The 14,193-nt window shown below is 35.7% G+C and carries 16 protein-coding genes; 9 read left to right on the top strand and 7 right to left on the bottom strand.

The window, feature by feature from the left end; translation table 11 throughout:
- Window positions 1-22: 22 nt before the first annotated feature.
- The 3 genes from AC2A1G_RS10845 to AC2A1G_RS10835 all read right to left on the bottom strand — a co-directional run bounded on the left by AC2A1G_RS10845 (window position 23) and on the right by AC2A1G_RS10835 (window position 2,163).
- Window positions 23-994 carry a 2-hydroxyacid dehydrogenase gene (locus AC2A1G_RS10845; protein WP_484046933.1) on the bottom strand — a complete coding sequence of 324 codons (972 nt, stop codon included), beginning with the start codon at window positions 992-994 and terminating at the stop codon, window positions 23-25.
- 117 nt (window positions 995-1,111) lie between these two features.
- Window positions 1,112-1,510: a DUF1801 domain-containing protein gene (locus AC2A1G_RS10840; protein ID WP_484046932.1), complete on the bottom strand. Its 399-nt coding sequence runs from the start codon at window positions 1,508-1,510 to the stop codon at window positions 1,112-1,114.
- A gap of 2 nt (window positions 1,511-1,512) precedes the next feature.
- Complete coding sequence (locus AC2A1G_RS10835; protein ID WP_484046931.1) at window positions 1,513-2,163, bottom strand: protein-L-isoaspartate(D-aspartate) O-methyltransferase; 651 nt, start codon at window positions 2,161-2,163, stop codon at window positions 1,513-1,515.
- Window positions 2,164-2,413: 250 nt separating this feature from the next.
- Between AC2A1G_RS10835 and AC2A1G_RS10830 the strand changes: the two genes are divergently transcribed.
- The 6 genes from AC2A1G_RS10830 to AC2A1G_RS10805 all read left to right on the top strand — a co-directional run bounded on the left by AC2A1G_RS10830 (window position 2,414) and on the right by AC2A1G_RS10805 (window position 7,391).
- Window positions 2,414-3,376, top strand: a complete 963-nt coding sequence (locus tag AC2A1G_RS10830; protein WP_484046930.1) for a Gfo/Idh/MocA family protein — start codon at window positions 2,414-2,416, stop codon at window positions 3,374-3,376.
- 90 nt (window positions 3,377-3,466) lie between these two features.
- Window positions 3,467-4,345 (top strand): CGA/CIA family class A beta-lactamase, encoded by an 879-nt coding sequence (bla-A, locus tag AC2A1G_RS10825; RefSeq protein WP_484046929.1) that lies wholly within the window; start codon window positions 3,467-3,469, stop codon window positions 4,343-4,345.
- Between the two features lie 31 nt (window positions 4,346-4,376).
- On the top strand, window positions 4,377-4,808 hold the full coding sequence (locus tag AC2A1G_RS10820; RefSeq protein ID WP_484046928.1) for a hypothetical protein: 432 nt from the start codon (window positions 4,377-4,379) through the stop codon (window positions 4,806-4,808).
- Window positions 4,808-5,701 (top strand): 3-hydroxybutyryl-CoA dehydrogenase, encoded by an 894-nt coding sequence (locus tag AC2A1G_RS10815; protein ID WP_484047245.1) that lies wholly within the window; start codon window positions 4,808-4,810, stop codon window positions 5,699-5,701. Before AC2A1G_RS10820 ends, AC2A1G_RS10815 begins: the two co-directional genes overlap by 1 nt.
- Before the next feature lie 95 nt (window positions 5,702-5,796).
- On the top strand, window positions 5,797-7,113 hold the full coding sequence (locus tag AC2A1G_RS10810) for a hypothetical protein (protein WP_484046927.1): 1,317 nt from the start codon (window positions 5,797-5,799) through the stop codon (window positions 7,111-7,113).
- Window positions 7,114-7,151: 38 nt separating this feature from the next.
- Window positions 7,152-7,391: a hypothetical protein gene (locus AC2A1G_RS10805; protein ID WP_056032111.1), complete on the top strand. Its 240-nt coding sequence runs from the start codon at window positions 7,152-7,154 to the stop codon at window positions 7,389-7,391.
- A gap of 54 nt (window positions 7,392-7,445) precedes the next feature.
- Here the strand turns inward: AC2A1G_RS10805 and AC2A1G_RS10800 are convergent, their stop codons facing one another.
- Window positions 7,446-8,630 carry an MFS transporter gene (locus AC2A1G_RS10800; RefSeq protein ID WP_484046926.1) on the bottom strand — a complete coding sequence of 395 codons (1,185 nt, stop codon included), beginning with the start codon at window positions 8,628-8,630 and terminating at the stop codon, window positions 7,446-7,448.
- Between the two features lie 221 nt (window positions 8,631-8,851).
- On the opposite strand from AC2A1G_RS10800, the gene AC2A1G_RS10795 reads away from it, so the two are divergent.
- Complete coding sequence (locus AC2A1G_RS10795; protein WP_484046925.1) at window positions 8,852-9,139, top strand: GNAT family N-acetyltransferase; 288 nt, start codon at window positions 8,852-8,854, stop codon at window positions 9,137-9,139.
- A 1-nt stretch (window position 9,140) separates the two neighbouring features.
- Here AC2A1G_RS10795 and AC2A1G_RS10790 read toward each other — a convergent pair whose 3' ends face one another.
- Complete coding sequence (locus AC2A1G_RS10790) at window positions 9,141-10,232, bottom strand: MBL fold metallo-hydrolase (protein ID WP_484046924.1); 1,092 nt, start codon at window positions 10,230-10,232, stop codon at window positions 9,141-9,143.
- A 121-nt stretch (window positions 10,233-10,353) separates the two neighbouring features.
- Between AC2A1G_RS10790 and AC2A1G_RS10785 the strand changes: the two genes are divergently transcribed.
- On the top strand, window positions 10,354-11,889 hold the full coding sequence (locus AC2A1G_RS10785) for a S41 family peptidase (RefSeq protein ID WP_484046923.1): 1,536 nt from the start codon (window positions 10,354-10,356) through the stop codon (window positions 11,887-11,889).
- A 70-nt stretch (window positions 11,890-11,959) separates the two neighbouring features.
- Here the strand turns inward: AC2A1G_RS10785 and AC2A1G_RS10780 are convergent, their stop codons facing one another.
- Complete coding sequence (locus tag AC2A1G_RS10780; RefSeq protein WP_484046922.1) at window positions 11,960-12,550, bottom strand: hypothetical protein; 591 nt, start codon at window positions 12,548-12,550, stop codon at window positions 11,960-11,962.
- Between the two features lie 90 nt (window positions 12,551-12,640).
- On the bottom strand, window positions 12,641-13,129 hold the full coding sequence (locus tag AC2A1G_RS10775; protein ID WP_484046921.1) for an RNA polymerase sigma factor: 489 nt from the start codon (window positions 13,127-13,129) through the stop codon (window positions 12,641-12,643).
- Between the two features lie 207 nt (window positions 13,130-13,336).
- On the opposite strand from AC2A1G_RS10775, the gene AC2A1G_RS10770 reads away from it, so the two are divergent.
- Window positions 13,337-14,167, top strand: a complete 831-nt coding sequence (locus AC2A1G_RS10770; protein WP_484046920.1) for an alpha/beta fold hydrolase — start codon at window positions 13,337-13,339, stop codon at window positions 14,165-14,167.
- Window positions 14,168-14,193: the final 26 nt, after the last annotated feature.

The raw sequence follows: 14,193 nt of genomic DNA, 5'->3' as shown, positions 1-14,193 counted from the left end.
ATTACCAATTGCTCATTACTCATCATAAATATACCTCCTCATTCGCGCAGGTTGGCATTTTTTCGCCTTTTGAGAAAGCGACCAGATTTTCTGCTGCAAGTTTTGCCATTCCGTTTCGGGCTTCTTCGGTTGCTGAACCGATGTGTGGAAGTACACAGACATTTGATAACTGTAGTAGCGGATTTTCTTTACTCATCGGCTCCGGATTGGTTACGTCTAGCCCGGCTCCCCAAATTTGCTTGCTGATTAAAGCTTCATACAGATTTTTTTCATTTTGAAAACCACCTCTTGCAGTATTGATGAAAATAGAATTGGGCTTCATTTTTTTGAAAACTTCAGCGTTGAAAAGTTCACTTTGTTCAGCCTTAAAATTAGCATGAATAGACAAAACATCAGATTGCTCTACCAATTCGTCAAAAGAAACGTATTTTGCGTCGAGCTCTTTTTCCGCTTCTTCGTTGTGATTTCTGTTGTGGTAAATGATATTCATTCCGAAAGCATATTTCGCTTTTTTAGCCATTTCAAAACCAATTCTTCCCAAACCAAAAATTCCCAAAGTTTTGCCCGTAAGTTCCTGACCCAGTGCAAAAAGTGGATCAAAATCTCCCCAATCTCCGTTTTTTACTCTTTCAAAATAAAAGCTAGAGCGTCTTGCTACCGACTGCATCAAAAGAAAAGCTGTATCTGCCGTGGCTACACTCAAAACATCCGGAGTATTTCCTACAGGGATGTTTCTGGCATTGGCTTCTTTGATATCTACATGATCAAAACCAACCGACAGTAGCGCAATGGCTTTCAGATTCGGGCATTGGTCAAAAAAATCCTTGTCAAATTTATGGAAGCCGACATTTAAAATAAGATCAGAATCCTGACAATATTTCAGCCATTGTTCATCCGAAAGGTTATCATGTTCGGGAATGAATACATCAAGCCCGTTCTCCTGCATTATCTTTATTCCAATTTCAGGAATTCTTTTGTTTACAAATACTCTCATAATTTATGGTGTGTTCAAATAAAAAACCTCACTTTTTAATGATGAGGTGTATTAGTGTTATTTTAAATTAATTTTCAGATAACTTTTAAATTCAATTATCATTCCGAACGCCTCATTTTAGCCCTTAAGTTTAATCAATTCGCCCTTTCTTTTAACTAAATTTTTATAGTCCCATTGTATTTCCACAGATTTTTTAAGCCATCGCTTCAAATCAACTTCGTTAATCTCAGTTTTATCATTGAAAAATATTGAAGCATCCTCAAATTTCTCGCCTTCTACATTCAGTTTTTCATCATTAAAAGATTTTCCGCTCCAAAACATCAGGCGAATTCCCTTTTTCTGTCTGCTGAAACCTACAATCGGATTTTCCTCCAGAAACCAAACGGGATGAGCATGCCAGATTTTATTTTCTGCATCATTCAGTTCCGCATCAATTATTTTTGAAAGTATATCGCAGATTTCTTTGTCTGAATCTGACTGTTTTTCAATGTAATCAAGAATATCAGGATTAATCATATTTATTGATTGGTATTATTCAGCATCGGAACAAATTTATAGGCACCGAATTCTTCTTTCTCAAATTCCGTGGGAGAAATTTTGGAAAATCTGTACAAAACCTGCTGATCGGTCGGCCCCAATGGAATCACCATTTTTCCGCCTACTTTAAGCTGTTTTAATAATTCTGTAGGCAAAACCGAAGCTCCGCAAGTCACGATAATTTTGTCGAAAGGAGCAAAAGTCGGCAAACCTGCAAAGCCGTCTCCAAAACTTTGAAATTTAGGGTAGAGATTCATTTCTCGCAATTTCTTTTTAGAAAAATCAAAAAGGTCTTTCTGTCTTTCAATAGTGTAAACCAAGGCTTTCATTGCTATTAAAACTGCAGTCTGGTAACCACATCCGGTTCCTATTTCCAAAACTTTTTCACCTTCCTTTATTTCCAGAAGTTCAGACTGCTCTGCAACTGTGGAAGGATGCGAAATCGTCTGGTGAGCCGCAATAGGAAAAGCGCGGTCTTCATAGGCATAATCTTCAAAAATACTTTCAATAAAAAGATGTCTGGGAACCTGGTTGATGGCAGCCAAAACGTTTTCGTCACAGATCCCGATGCTGCGTCTGAGATATTCAACCAAATTCTTCCTCTTTCCCTTATGTACAAATGAATCCTGCATTGAGCAAAAATAATGATTTCATTTGAAATTCGAAGTTTGTGATTTGAAATTTTGCCGTGATTTTTTCGAAATTAAACCAACGCATTTCATGATACAATTTTCAAAATTCCAAGTGACGATTAAATAATAAAATTAAATAAACGTCGAATCCCGAACCCCGAACCCCGAATCGAATCTCAAATTTCAAACCTTAAATCTCAAATCATTTTTTCAAATTAAACTTTTATATTTACAAAAATTTAATAAAGCTATGTTAAAAGCAGGTTTGGTAGGTGCAGGTCATTTGGGGAAAATCCATTTGAGGCTTCTTAATCAGTCAGATAAATATGAATTTGTAGGTTTTCACGATAAAGATGCAGAAAACGGCAGAAAACTGGAAGCAGAATTCGGGTACAAATATTTTGAAAATTTTGATGAGTTGCTGGATCAGATTGAGATGCTGGATATTGTAACGCCAACACTTTATCATTACGATTATGCTTTAAAAGCAATTGAAAAAGGACTTCATTTCTTCATCGAAAAACCGGTGACTCAAACGTTGGAACAGGCCGAAGAAATTGTAAGAAAATGCCGTGAAAACGGGATCAAAGCACAGGTTGGACATGTTGAAAGATATAATCCTGCGTTCATTGGTGCAAAAGATTACATTCAGGATCCGATGTTTATTGAAATTCACCGTTTGGCGGAATTTAATCCACGTGGAACCGATGTTTCAGTAGTTTTAGATTTAATGATTCACGACCTTGATATTTTGTTGAGTGTGGTGAAATCTAAAGTAAAAAATATCCACGCAAGCGGTGTCTGTGTGGTGAGTAAAAGTCCGGATATAACGAATGCGAGAATTGAATTTGAAAATGGTTGTGTTGCCAATTTAACGACTTCAAGAATCTCAATGAAAGCCATGCGAAAAAGCCGTTTCTTCCAGAAAGATGCTTATATTTCTGTAGATTTCTTGGAAAAAAAGGCCGAAGTTATCCGAATGAAAGAAGCACCGGAAAACCCAACGCCATTCGATATGATTATTGAAAATGCTGAAGGTGAAAAGAATCAGATTTTATTTGAATATCCTAATATTCAGGCGAATAATGCCATTTTGGATGAATTGAATTCTTTTGCAGATGCCATTCTTCAGGAGAAAAATGTAGAAGTTTCTTTGGAAGATGGGACTGAAGCTTTGAAAGTGGCGCTGGAGATTATGGAGTTGATTTCGTAGTTAACGTCATTGCGAGGAACGAAGCAATCTGTTGAATCTTAAATATGTATTTAGTTATATTACATAGAACAAAAAACAACTCAACTTCAAATGAAAAAAATAAGCTTACTATTCCTCCTGATTTCCGCATTTTTCTATGCACAGCAATCAGTTTTAGAAAAGAAAATAAATTCAATTGTAAAAGATAAAAAAGCAACGGTTGGAATTTCTGTTTTGGGATTTGAAAATGGTTTTAAATACAGCAAAAACGCAGAAAAAAAACTGCCGATGCAGAGTGTTTTCAAATTTCACATCGCTGCAGCGATTTTGGATTTTGTAGATAAAGGAAAACTGTCTCTCGATCAGAAGGTTTTACTGACGAAGGATAATTTAATGCAAAACACCTGGTCGCCTTTGCGTGATAAATATCCAAACGGTGGAGTAGAAGTTCCTTTGAGTGAAATTGTTGAGCTTACCGTGGCACAAAGCGATAACAGCGGTTGCGATATCTTGCTCGGACTTTTGGGCGGACCAAAAACAGTGCAGCAGTTTTTTGATTCTAAGAATGTAAAGAATTTTCAGATTATTTCCGGCGAGGCAGAAATGCACAAAGACTGGAATGTTCAGTATAAAAATTATTCTACCACAAACGCCGCGGTTGATGCTTTAAAAAAATTCTACGACGGAAAACTTCTTTCTGAAAAATCGACAAAATATCTGATGAAAGTAATGTTCTCGACGTCTACCGGAAAAAATAAATTGACTGAGCAACTTCCAAAAAACACACCTGTTGCAAGGAAAACGGGAGCTTCAGGAAAGAATGATGCCGGTCTTACTGGTGCTGAAAACGAGATTGCCATCGTCACTTTACCCAATGGCAAACATTATGCAATAGCTGTATTCGTCAGCAACTCAACAGAAAGCAGCGAGGTCAACTGTAAAATGATTTCAGATATTTCTAAAGTTGTCTGGGATTATTTTAATAAATAGAAATTTAAGCTTAATTTTAAAAACTTCAAAAATGAAAAAAGTATTATTAATATTCGGGATTTTCACTTCTGCAATTTTCTTTGCACAGACGAGCGAAAACTTCTATCAGATCAGCTACAACAGCATCTGCTGCGGGCCACCTTCAGAAAAGCCTGTGCGTGATTATATCCAGAAATTTCAGGGTAAAAATAAAAGCAAAACCGTTGAAATTTATAAGCAGACCGGTTTGGGAAGAGAAGGTGAATTCAAACTTTTTTTGGGAATTGATGCGCTTTCAAAATCAAACAGAAGAAAATTTATTTCTGGTCTTGAAGCTGCGATTAATGCACAGAATAATTCAAAAGGAGGAAGCGATGGAACGGTAGATTTCATGGGAACCTCGATGGTTTCGAAGAGTGCTTTATCAGCTTTACCCAACACTACTTTAAATAAAAAAGAATTAACAAAACAGAAAATAAAATGATCAAAAACATTGTAGTTATCGGCGCAGGAACCATGGGAAATGGGATTGCACACACTTTCGCACAAAGCGGTTTCAAAGTAAATCTTGTAGATGTTTCTCAGGATGCTTTAGATAAAGGTTTAAAAACGATAACCACCAATCTTGACAGAATTATTGCAAAGGGAAACCTTACGGAAGAGCAAAAAGCTGAAACTTTAGGAAATATTTTAACTTTTACAGAGTTGAAAAACGCAGTAACCGATGCCGATCTTGTAGTGGAAGCTGCAACAGAAAATCAGGATCTGAAACTGAAAATTTTTGCTCAGATGGACGAATTTGCACCTGAAAACTGCATTTTATCTACAAACACTTCTTCTATTTCTATCACTAAAATTGCTGCCGCTACAAAAAGAGCAGACAAAGTAATCGGGATGCATTTTATGAATCCGGTTCCGATTATGAAACTGGTGGAAATCATAAAAGGATATTCTACTTCAAAGGAAACTTTCGATGCGATCTACGAAATGAGCAAAACTTTAGGGAAAGTTCCTGTTGAGGTGAACGATTATCCCGGTTTTGTGGCAAACAGAATCTTAATGCCGATGATCAACGAATCCATCGAAACTTTGTACAACGGCGTTGCAGGTGTTGAGGAAATTGATACCGTAATGAAATTAGGAATGGCTCATCCGATGGGACCGCTTCAGCTGGCAGATTTTATCGGACTTGATGTTTGTCTGGCGATTTTAAATGTAATGTACGACGGTTTCAAAAATCCGAAATACGCACCAAATCCGTTATTGGTCAATATGGTTATGGCAGGTAAGTTAGGAGTAAAATCAGGTGAAGGTTTCTATGATTATTCTGAAAGCAAAAAAGCGGAGAAAGTAGCGAAGATGTTTGCTAAGAAGTAGGATGATGGGTGTTGGGTGCCGGATGAGAAAAAGTTATATGTTAACTTCACTGATGCAATCTCAAACCTCAAATTTCAAACCTCAAATTTTTAAACTTGAATTTTAAAGAAAAGAATATTCAGATATCAATGGTCATCATTACTTTAGTGATGACCATTTTGCGTTTTTTACTGAACGAAAAGGGTAGGGTGAATCCGGATTCAATCCGATACATGAGGTTTGCCCACGTTTTGCCAGAAGTGGATAACACGATTACACCGCTCGGATATCCTTTATCCATCAAATTCTTTACATTATTCGGAACTGATGAATTTTGGGCAAGTAAAATTGTCGGAATTGTTTCGTTTCTTTTCATCATATTTTTTGCGTGGAAAAAGAAATTTTATTTCAGGGAAACTGTTTTAATCTCATCCATTTTCAGTTTTGTTTCAATCTTCTCTTTTACGATGAGTGAAGCGTTGATTTTGCCTTTCGTATTCCTGTTTTTTTATTGTGCTCATCAGATTATAAACGGGAAAATTTCTGGCGGAAAAGCTATTTTTTACCTTTCACTATCACTGATTGCTTTATATAACATCAGATACAGTTCTTTGTTTTTTATAGGAGGAACCGGACTTTTCGGATTGATTTTCTGGAAGAGAAATTACGCTAAAACCTTTATTATTTCAGCATTTATAGGTCTTGTTTTTATTGTCGGATATAAATTTTCATTCATTGATTATTTTAACTCAAATTATATTAATGAAGCCTTAGAAATCGGGCTCAATCCAACTTCAAAATTAGTTCCGGAATTTTTTCAGGGACTTGCAACTTCTTTTAACCCTTTCATTCATATTGCAGATCCTGGCGGGGGAAAAATTAATGTCGCCATTTACGGAATTGGCGCTCTCAATATTTTGGTCATGCTTTATCTTTTCATTTCTAAGAAGCATTCTGAGACTGAAAAATTTCTTTTATTAATAGGTGTTTGCGGTATTGTCTGTTCTTATTTTATACAGTATTTTTATTGGATTACACCGCTGGATTATCGTTTGTTAGCTCCATTTACCTTTCCGATTTGGTTGGTTTATTTTAAAAAATTATTTGAAATATTTAATATTAAAACCTATGCGTTGGGATTTTTAAGTTTAATTTCAGGAGCTTTATTTACATGGTTATCTAAAGGAGATTATCTTGAAAACCGAAAAGAAATCACCCGATTTCTGAAACAGGAAAAACTTGAAAATACAAAACTGTTGTTTTATGTAAAAGATATTGAAAACCTTGATGAAGTACAGGTTGGCGAGCTCATAAGTACTGTAAATCCGGATATTGATTTTACTTCCAGGGCGGAAGACACGCTGAAAAAAACAACTTTAACACAACATAAAGTTTTAGAAAAAATAAAGCTCAGAAAGAATAAGTTTCAATAATTTTATTATCTTTGATTAAAGTTAAAACATTACAAAAAATGAAATTACCAAAGTTTTTATTAGCAGACAATTCGGAATTTCCTGAAGATTTATTCGTGGTTCACACAGAGTATCCAAGATTTATCTTGAACGTTGAAGAAGAGGAAGTTGAGTGGCTAGATGATTTGGAAGGCGATGATGAAGAATCAATGGCTGACGAGGCTACAAAAGTAGTTGAAGCTGCGTTCAAATGGTGCGACGAGGAGTTGGCTAAGTACGACGAAGAAGAGGAAGACTAAGAATCAACAAAAAATATAAAGCTGCCGATTGGCAGCTTTTTTTGTGCTCAGAAATCAGCTGTGTGCTTTTCTGAATTTAATCAAACTTAAAACCAAGAGCCCCAAAATTCCCATCACCAGATAGCCTTCAGCAACTTCAAGTTGGATTTCAGGTTTTAAAACAGCCACAATTCCGTAGCTGATTGCAGAAGTGATGATGAATGCCATTCCGCCTGTTAATCCACCTGCAATTCCTGCAGAATTCGGAAATCTTCCAATACAATAAGAGAAATAATTGTTGAAAATAAATCCTGCCGTTACGTGAATTACGAAAGCAAAAGCAACAAGACTATAGATTGTATTCAGAAAAAACGATGCGAAAATCATCAGTCCAATTAAAATGATCTGTAAAAAATTGGCAATTCTTATTTTAGGTAAAAATGCCTTGTTGATTAAAGCTTTACCAATAAAACCGCCGAGCATCCACGCAAATCCTAAAATTAAAGAAACGTATCCTGCAACCACTTCAGAATATCCCATTTTGTGCTCGATGATAAACGATCCGCACAAATTAAAAAACATAATCATTGAATAACTCAAACCGCACATCAGCATCCCGTAGAAGAAATCTTTTGCTCTGAACATCATTTCATATTCCTTCTTCAGCAGATTTAAACTTAAAACTTTCTTTATTTTTAAAGTTTCACCTGAGAAAAAATATTCAGATATAAAAAGGATAAAACTGTAACCCGCCAGCACATAAAAATTGGATTCCCATCCGAAAATATTCTGCAGATAACCACCGATGAACGGGGCAATAATCGGACCTACAGACCAGACAATCGTCATAATACTTAGATAATGTTTGCGCTCATCACCTTCATAAACATCTACAAAAAATGCTCTTTTGGCAACCACCGCAAATCCGGAAAGTACACCCTGTAGAATTCTCATCGCATAAATCACATAAATATTTCCCGTGTTTGCCGTTATCAGAAATGAAAATACAAAAAGCGCAAGAGAAATAAGAGTAATTCTGTATCTCCCATAAGAATCTACGACGCTTCCCGCAAAAAATTGGGTTACTCCATAGCTGATGAGAAAAAGCGAAAGTGTAAGCTGTATGCTGCTTTCAGGAAGATGAAGATCCCTCGCCATACTCGGCATACTTGGTAAATAAATATCGGTCGCCAAACCAGACATCGGTATCACCGCAAAAGCCAGAACTGTGGCAATAAATTTGTTTTTTTCTGTAAGCATCAGCATTAATTTTTCAGCCCACAAAATTCTACTTTTTTTCTCTGTTAAAAGAATATGTTATGAATTATTCATCAATGTTTCTAATTTTTAAAATGAATAATTTTATCTTAAAATTTAATAAAAACAAAACCCATTTAATTTTAATTTGTAACTTTAAGAAGCACAAAACGATAAAAATTTTCCAAAACTGAAAAGTAAAGTCTAACTAAATCATTAAAATTATGAATAATGTACAGTTTAAAATATCAGAATATCAGGATGAGCTTCAAATGTTTAAAGACGGTGAGAAAGTAGGTTACATGTCGATTTCCATCGATGGAAGATTGATTGATGTGTATTATACAAAAATAAACCCCGAACTTGAAGGTCAGGGTTATGCTAAATTACTTTTGGATGAGCTCGTGCGTGTTGCCGAAGAAAAAGATTATATGATTGACCCGGAATGCGACTTTGTAAGACAACAGCTCGAAAATCACCCCAAAAGATACAACGGAATCTGGCATGATTAGCCTATTCCCACCACTTTTCAAAAGGCTTGTTTGCTTTGTCAAGATTTAAAATCTCTCCGATTTTTGGTGTAAGTACGGAGAGATTTTTTTCTTTTCCAAAAGCCGAAATCTTCTGTAACGGTTCATACCAGGGATGAAGTGCCAATGCAAATTTTGCAGAATGCACCGGTATGATATTTTTCGCCTTAAGATCATCAGAAGCCTGAATTAAATCTTCAGGAAGCGTGTGGATATATTTCCAGGCTTCGTTGTACTGCCCGTTTTCCATAACCGCAAAATCAAAAGGTCCATATTTTTCTCCAATCATTTTAAAATGAGTGTCATAACCGCTGTCTCCGCCTAAGAATATTTTCAAATCCGAACTCTCCAGCACAAAAGATGTCCAAAGTGTCGTATTTCGCTTAAATTTTCTTCCAGAAAAATGTCTTGCAGGTGTAAGGGTGATTTGAAGATTATTTTTTAAGATAAAACTTCCGCCCCAGTCTTCTTCCAATAGCTGTTCTTCAGCATAACCCCATTTTTCAAGATGTGCACCCACCCCGAGAGGAAGAATGACCTGTCTAACTTTCGGCTTTAAAGCTTTTACTGTAGGATAATCGAGATGGTCATAATGATCGTGAGAAATCACAAGATAGTCGATTTCGGGCATCATTTCCGGCGTATAAAAATCGGCTCCGGAAAAAGCTTTGTTGAAAACCGGCAACGGCGAGCCAAACTTGCTGAAAACGGGATCAATCAAAAAAGTAACGCCATTGAGCTGTATGAAATACGAGGAGTGCCCAAACCAGATGAAAACATTTTCATCTTTATTGAGATTTTTCAAATTTGTTTCTACATGTGGAATGTTGATTTTTGGCTTCAAATCAGGATTTTTTTTGCCAAAAAGAAAGTTGAGCATTACTTTGGGCATGCTTTCACCTTCCGCTAGCTGTGGTGTTTCGCTTAGATTTTGAAACTGTCCGTTTTTATAATTTTCAGAGAGCAACATTCTTTCTCTCCTTCTTCCATCAGCTTCTGCTCCAAAAACATCTCTTGAGAAAAAGTAAGATATAAAACCTGCTGCAACTGCTATTATTGCTATTAAATAAAACATATTTTCAGTGTATTAAATTTGAGTTTTGGTTTTAAAACCTGATTTGTAAGACGCATTACCTTTAAAAATACCTTTAAATTTCTAAAACTTTTTTTACTTTTAATCATTAAAACAAATTAACTTGAAAAAACTCTCCTTATTAGGATTAATGATTTTGATTTTTTCCTGCAATTCTGTCCAGAAATACAACCGTCAGCGTGATACAAAATTGCCTCCAAATGAGCTCAAAGATGATGTGGATTATGCTTACAAAAAACTGAAAGAGCTGCATCCGAACTTGTTTTGGTATGTGTCTGAGCAAGATTTAAATAAAAAATTTGACAGTCTTAAACTTACCATCACAGATTCACTTTCTCCGGTAGATTTTTATTTTAAAATTCAACCTGTAGTTGCTGAGATCAGAGAAGGCCATTTGGCAGTGAGAATTCCCGGGAAAAGATATTCCAACAAAGAAATCCGTGGAATGAAAAACAAAAAAGGCCTGTTTACAAGACTGGATTATTACGTAGAAAACCAAAAATTATTTGTAAAAGCCAATAAAGATTCCATAGAAAACATTCTTCCGGGAACGGAAATTCTTTCAATCAACGATATTCCGGTAGGAAATTATATTCAGAAATACAGAAAACTGATGACGAGTGACGGATATAATTCTACATTTTATCCATACTATCTGAAAGATAGTTTTTTTAATTATTATTCTGCAGAAAACGGATTTTTAGACAGTGCAAAAATTGAAACAAAGTATGAAGATGTTGTTAAAACGGTATATCTCACAAGGGAATCTAAATCTGAAAAAGACAAAGAAAAAGATAAATTACAGAAAAAAGGAAATGCAGAAAAACGAACCAACGACTATGTTGCAGCAACTGATTCTTACAACAGAAGTTTAAAATATCTGGATTCGGACAGCACGATTGCTTACATTAAAGTGAAGAGTTTTTCAAGATCATATTCTGACCGTTTTTATAAGGAAACTTTTCAGAAAATTAAAGATAAAAAAGCAACGCATTTAGTAATTGACGTGCGGGAAAATTATGGTGGCTCACTTTCTGAAATCAACAATCTCTATTCGTATCTGGCAAAAGAGCCGTTCACTTTGGTTAATAAGCCTGAGATGACGTCAAGATACAGTCCACTTAAAATCAATTATTTCAGAAAAACCAGTCCAATTGCTTACATTTTCAAAGCGATTTTCTCGCCAATTATTTTTACAAGACAGCTTTTGGTAGGTAAAAAAGGAAAAGACGGAAAAGCATATTACCGAATGAAACAAAGTAAGGAAACCAAGCCTAAAGAGACTGCTTTTCACGGAAAAGTCTATGTTTTAATCAATGGTGGAAGTTTTTCAGCTTCATCAATTATTACTTCCAAACTTAAAAATGACCAGCGTGCGATTTTGGTTGGCGAAGAAACGGGCGGAGCGAATGACGGCACGGTTGCGGGTTTTTATTCCTACCAAAGCCTTCCAAATTCCAAACTTCAGCTTCCGATTGGATTGCTTTTAGTACAGCCAAATATTGATTTTACAGGAACTAAAAAAGGAGTGACCCCGAATGTTGAAATTTTAAATACTTTCGAAAGCACTTTAAATAAACAGGATCCACAATTGGATTGGATAAAGGCGGAGATTGAGAAGGAGAAAGCAGGAGGTTAAGGCTGGAGCCAAGTTTAAAATTAAGATTAAAAAAAATCGGCAATCCTCAAGAATTGCCGATTTTTTTGATTTATTTCAATTCATCCACCAGTTTTTTTATAGTGTCGATGTTTTTACCGTAAAATCTTTTAAACCACCATTTTCCAAGAAAGAACAGTGCGAAAATACCTGCAGCTAAAGTTCCAATCGATATTGAAGCAATCTGAATATTGGATAGAGGAACTGGTCTTGGGATAAACTCTAAAACAATAATCATTTCACAAACGATGAACGGCGCAAATGCTACGTAAAATGACATATAATATTGTTTGTTTAGTTCAAGCTGATGCAGAAGATCTTTCAGTCCGTCGTAGGTATTCAGTGCAGGATTTCCCATTTCTTTGTACAGTTTGAAAAACTTACTGAAGAAAAAAGCAGTCACAAACATCATTGAGGTAACCAACAAATTAACATAAAAATTAAATTTAAACGGAGCCGGACTGAATGCCATCAAAACAAATGCAAAAACAAATATTCCAACTGTAGACCAGAATTCCCCACGCATACTTTTGCGCATTTTTTCGAGCGGAAGATTCAGGGTTTTACGCTGTTCGGTGCTGATTTCGGGTGTGGCTTCAAGGCTTTCTTTGTTCCACGTATCTTTTAGGTCATCTATATTCATAGTTTTTTTTTTTTTAATTATTGGATTTGATGATGGGAGTTTGATGCTGGATGTATTTTTTCTTCTGACTTCCACTTTCCCGCTTCCATCTTATTTACTCAAAATTTCTTTCAGTTTATTTTTGGCTCTGTTCATCTTTACCCTCACATTTCCCTCAGAAATTCCCATTTGTTCGGCAATTTGCTTTCCAGAGAAATCTTCAAGATAATAGAAGATAAAAGCTTTGTCGATAGCGTTCAGCTGATTAATTGCTTTGTACATATGGTTTAGTTTTTCCTCTTTTTCAAGGTCGTATTCATCCTGTACAATTTTATAATTTGAAAAGTCTTCATTTCCGATGAAACTTCTTTTCTTTTCAGATTTTAAAAACACAATTGCTGTGTTTAAAGCAATTCTGTAAAGCCACGTTGAAAATTCAGACTCTCCACGGAATTTCGGATAAGCCTTCCAAACCTGGAATGTTATTTCCTGAAAAAGATCGGCGCGGTCTTCAGAATCATCCATGTACATTTTTGAAATCTTAAAAATGATTCCTTTATGTTTTTCGATACGTTCTAAAAATTCTTTTTCGAAGCTCATGGTTTATTTAACTCTGAAAAGTTAGTGTACAAAATTAAATAATGTTACAGATTTTATTAGAAATTGTTTGTACGGCTGGTATCAACCCTGCCAGCGTTCAAAACGCTGGCAGGGTTTTATAAATCCAACCTGTCGTACCACAGTATTTTTCATGGCTTAGTATTTGTTAAAATCTAATCAACATCAAATTAAAAAATATTCAAAATTATGCCTTACATCACAAAAGAAAATGACAAAGATTTTAACCTGTACTACGAAGATTTCGGATCCGGACAGCCTATTGTACTTATTCACGGTTGGCCTTTGAGCGGCAGAAGCTGGGAACTTCAGATTCCTGCACTTACCGACTTAGGTTACAGAGTGATAACTTACGACAGGAGAGGATTCGGGAACTCTTGTGCTTCTGGAGAATTGTATGATTACAATGCTTTAACTGCAGATTTACATGAATTGATTACACAACTTGAGCTCAAAAATGTGATTTTGATGGGCTTCTCGATGGGTGGAGGTGAAGTGGTAAGATATTTTACCAATTTCGGTTCAGAAAATATTGATAAGGTGGCTTTGATTGCATCCATCATTCCTTTGGTCAAACAGAAAAACGATAATCCTGAAGGTGTTCCTGTGGAAGATTTAAATGGAATTTTAGAAAGTCTGAAAAAAGAAAGAGTTACTTTCCTTGAAACATTCCACAAAAATTTCTATAACTACGGATTGCTTTCTCAAACAGTAAGTCAGGCACAGTTAAACTACGATTGGCAGACTTCTTCTCAGGCATCGCCATTGGCAACAATAAAAACGGCTGAAGCTTGGGCAGACACCGACTTCCGTTCAGAATTGGTGAATGTTGACAAAAAAACACTGATTGTTCACGGTGACGATGACCAAATTGTTCCTATTGAAACTTCTGCAAGACAAGCTGCGACGGGAATTGCAAACAGCGAATTTATTGTGATTGAAGGGGCGCCGCATGGTTTAAATGTAACTCATGCAGATAAATTAAACGAGATTTTAAGAAGGTTTTTAACTTCAAATTAGACATTTATATATCAGCGATTCGGGCG

It is taken from the genome of Chryseobacterium sp. HNCC26DJ240, from assembly GCF_057180485.1.
This window is presented reverse-complemented; position numbering and strand designations above follow the sequence as displayed.

Bases quoted from the DNA above. Each gene is read 5' to 3' on its own strand.
- AC2A1G_RS10845 (WP_484046933.1), bottom strand. From the start codon at position 994: ATGAGAGTATTTGTAAACAAAAGAATTCCTGAAATTGGAATAAAGATA.
- AC2A1G_RS10840 (WP_484046932.1), bottom strand. From the start codon at position 1,510: ATGATTAATCCTGATATTCTTGATTACATTGAAAAACAGTCAGATTCA.
- AC2A1G_RS10835 (WP_484046931.1), bottom strand. From the start codon at position 2,163: ATGCAGGATTCATTTGTACATAAGGGAAAGAGGAAGAATTTGGTTGAA.
- AC2A1G_RS10830 (WP_484046930.1), top strand. From the start codon at position 2,414: ATGTTAAAAGCAGGTTTGGTAGGTGCAGGTCATTTGGGGAAAATCCAT.
- bla-A (WP_484046929.1), top strand. From the start codon at position 3,467: ATGAAAAAAATAAGCTTACTATTCCTCCTGATTTCCGCATTTTTCTAT.
- AC2A1G_RS10820 (WP_484046928.1), top strand. From the start codon at position 4,377: ATGAAAAAAGTATTATTAATATTCGGGATTTTCACTTCTGCAATTTTC.
- AC2A1G_RS10805 (WP_056032111.1), top strand. From the start codon at position 7,152: ATGAAATTACCAAAGTTTTTATTAGCAGACAATTCGGAATTTCCTGAA.
- AC2A1G_RS10800 (WP_484046926.1), bottom strand. From the start codon at position 8,630: ATGCTTACAGAAAAAAACAAATTTATTGCCACAGTTCTGGCTTTTGCG.
- AC2A1G_RS10795 (WP_484046925.1), top strand. From the start codon at position 8,852: ATGAATAATGTACAGTTTAAAATATCAGAATATCAGGATGAGCTTCAA.
- AC2A1G_RS10790 (WP_484046924.1), bottom strand. From the start codon at position 10,232: ATGTTTTATTTAATAGCAATAATAGCAGTTGCAGCAGGTTTTATATCT.
- AC2A1G_RS10780 (WP_484046922.1), bottom strand. From the start codon at position 12,550: ATGAATATAGATGACCTAAAAGATACGTGGAACAAAGAAAGCCTTGAA.
- AC2A1G_RS10775 (WP_484046921.1), bottom strand. From the start codon at position 13,129: ATGAGCTTCGAAAAAGAATTTTTAGAACGTATCGAAAAACATAAAGGA.
- AC2A1G_RS10770 (WP_484046920.1), top strand. From the start codon at position 13,337: ATGCCTTACATCACAAAAGAAAATGACAAAGATTTTAACCTGTACTAC.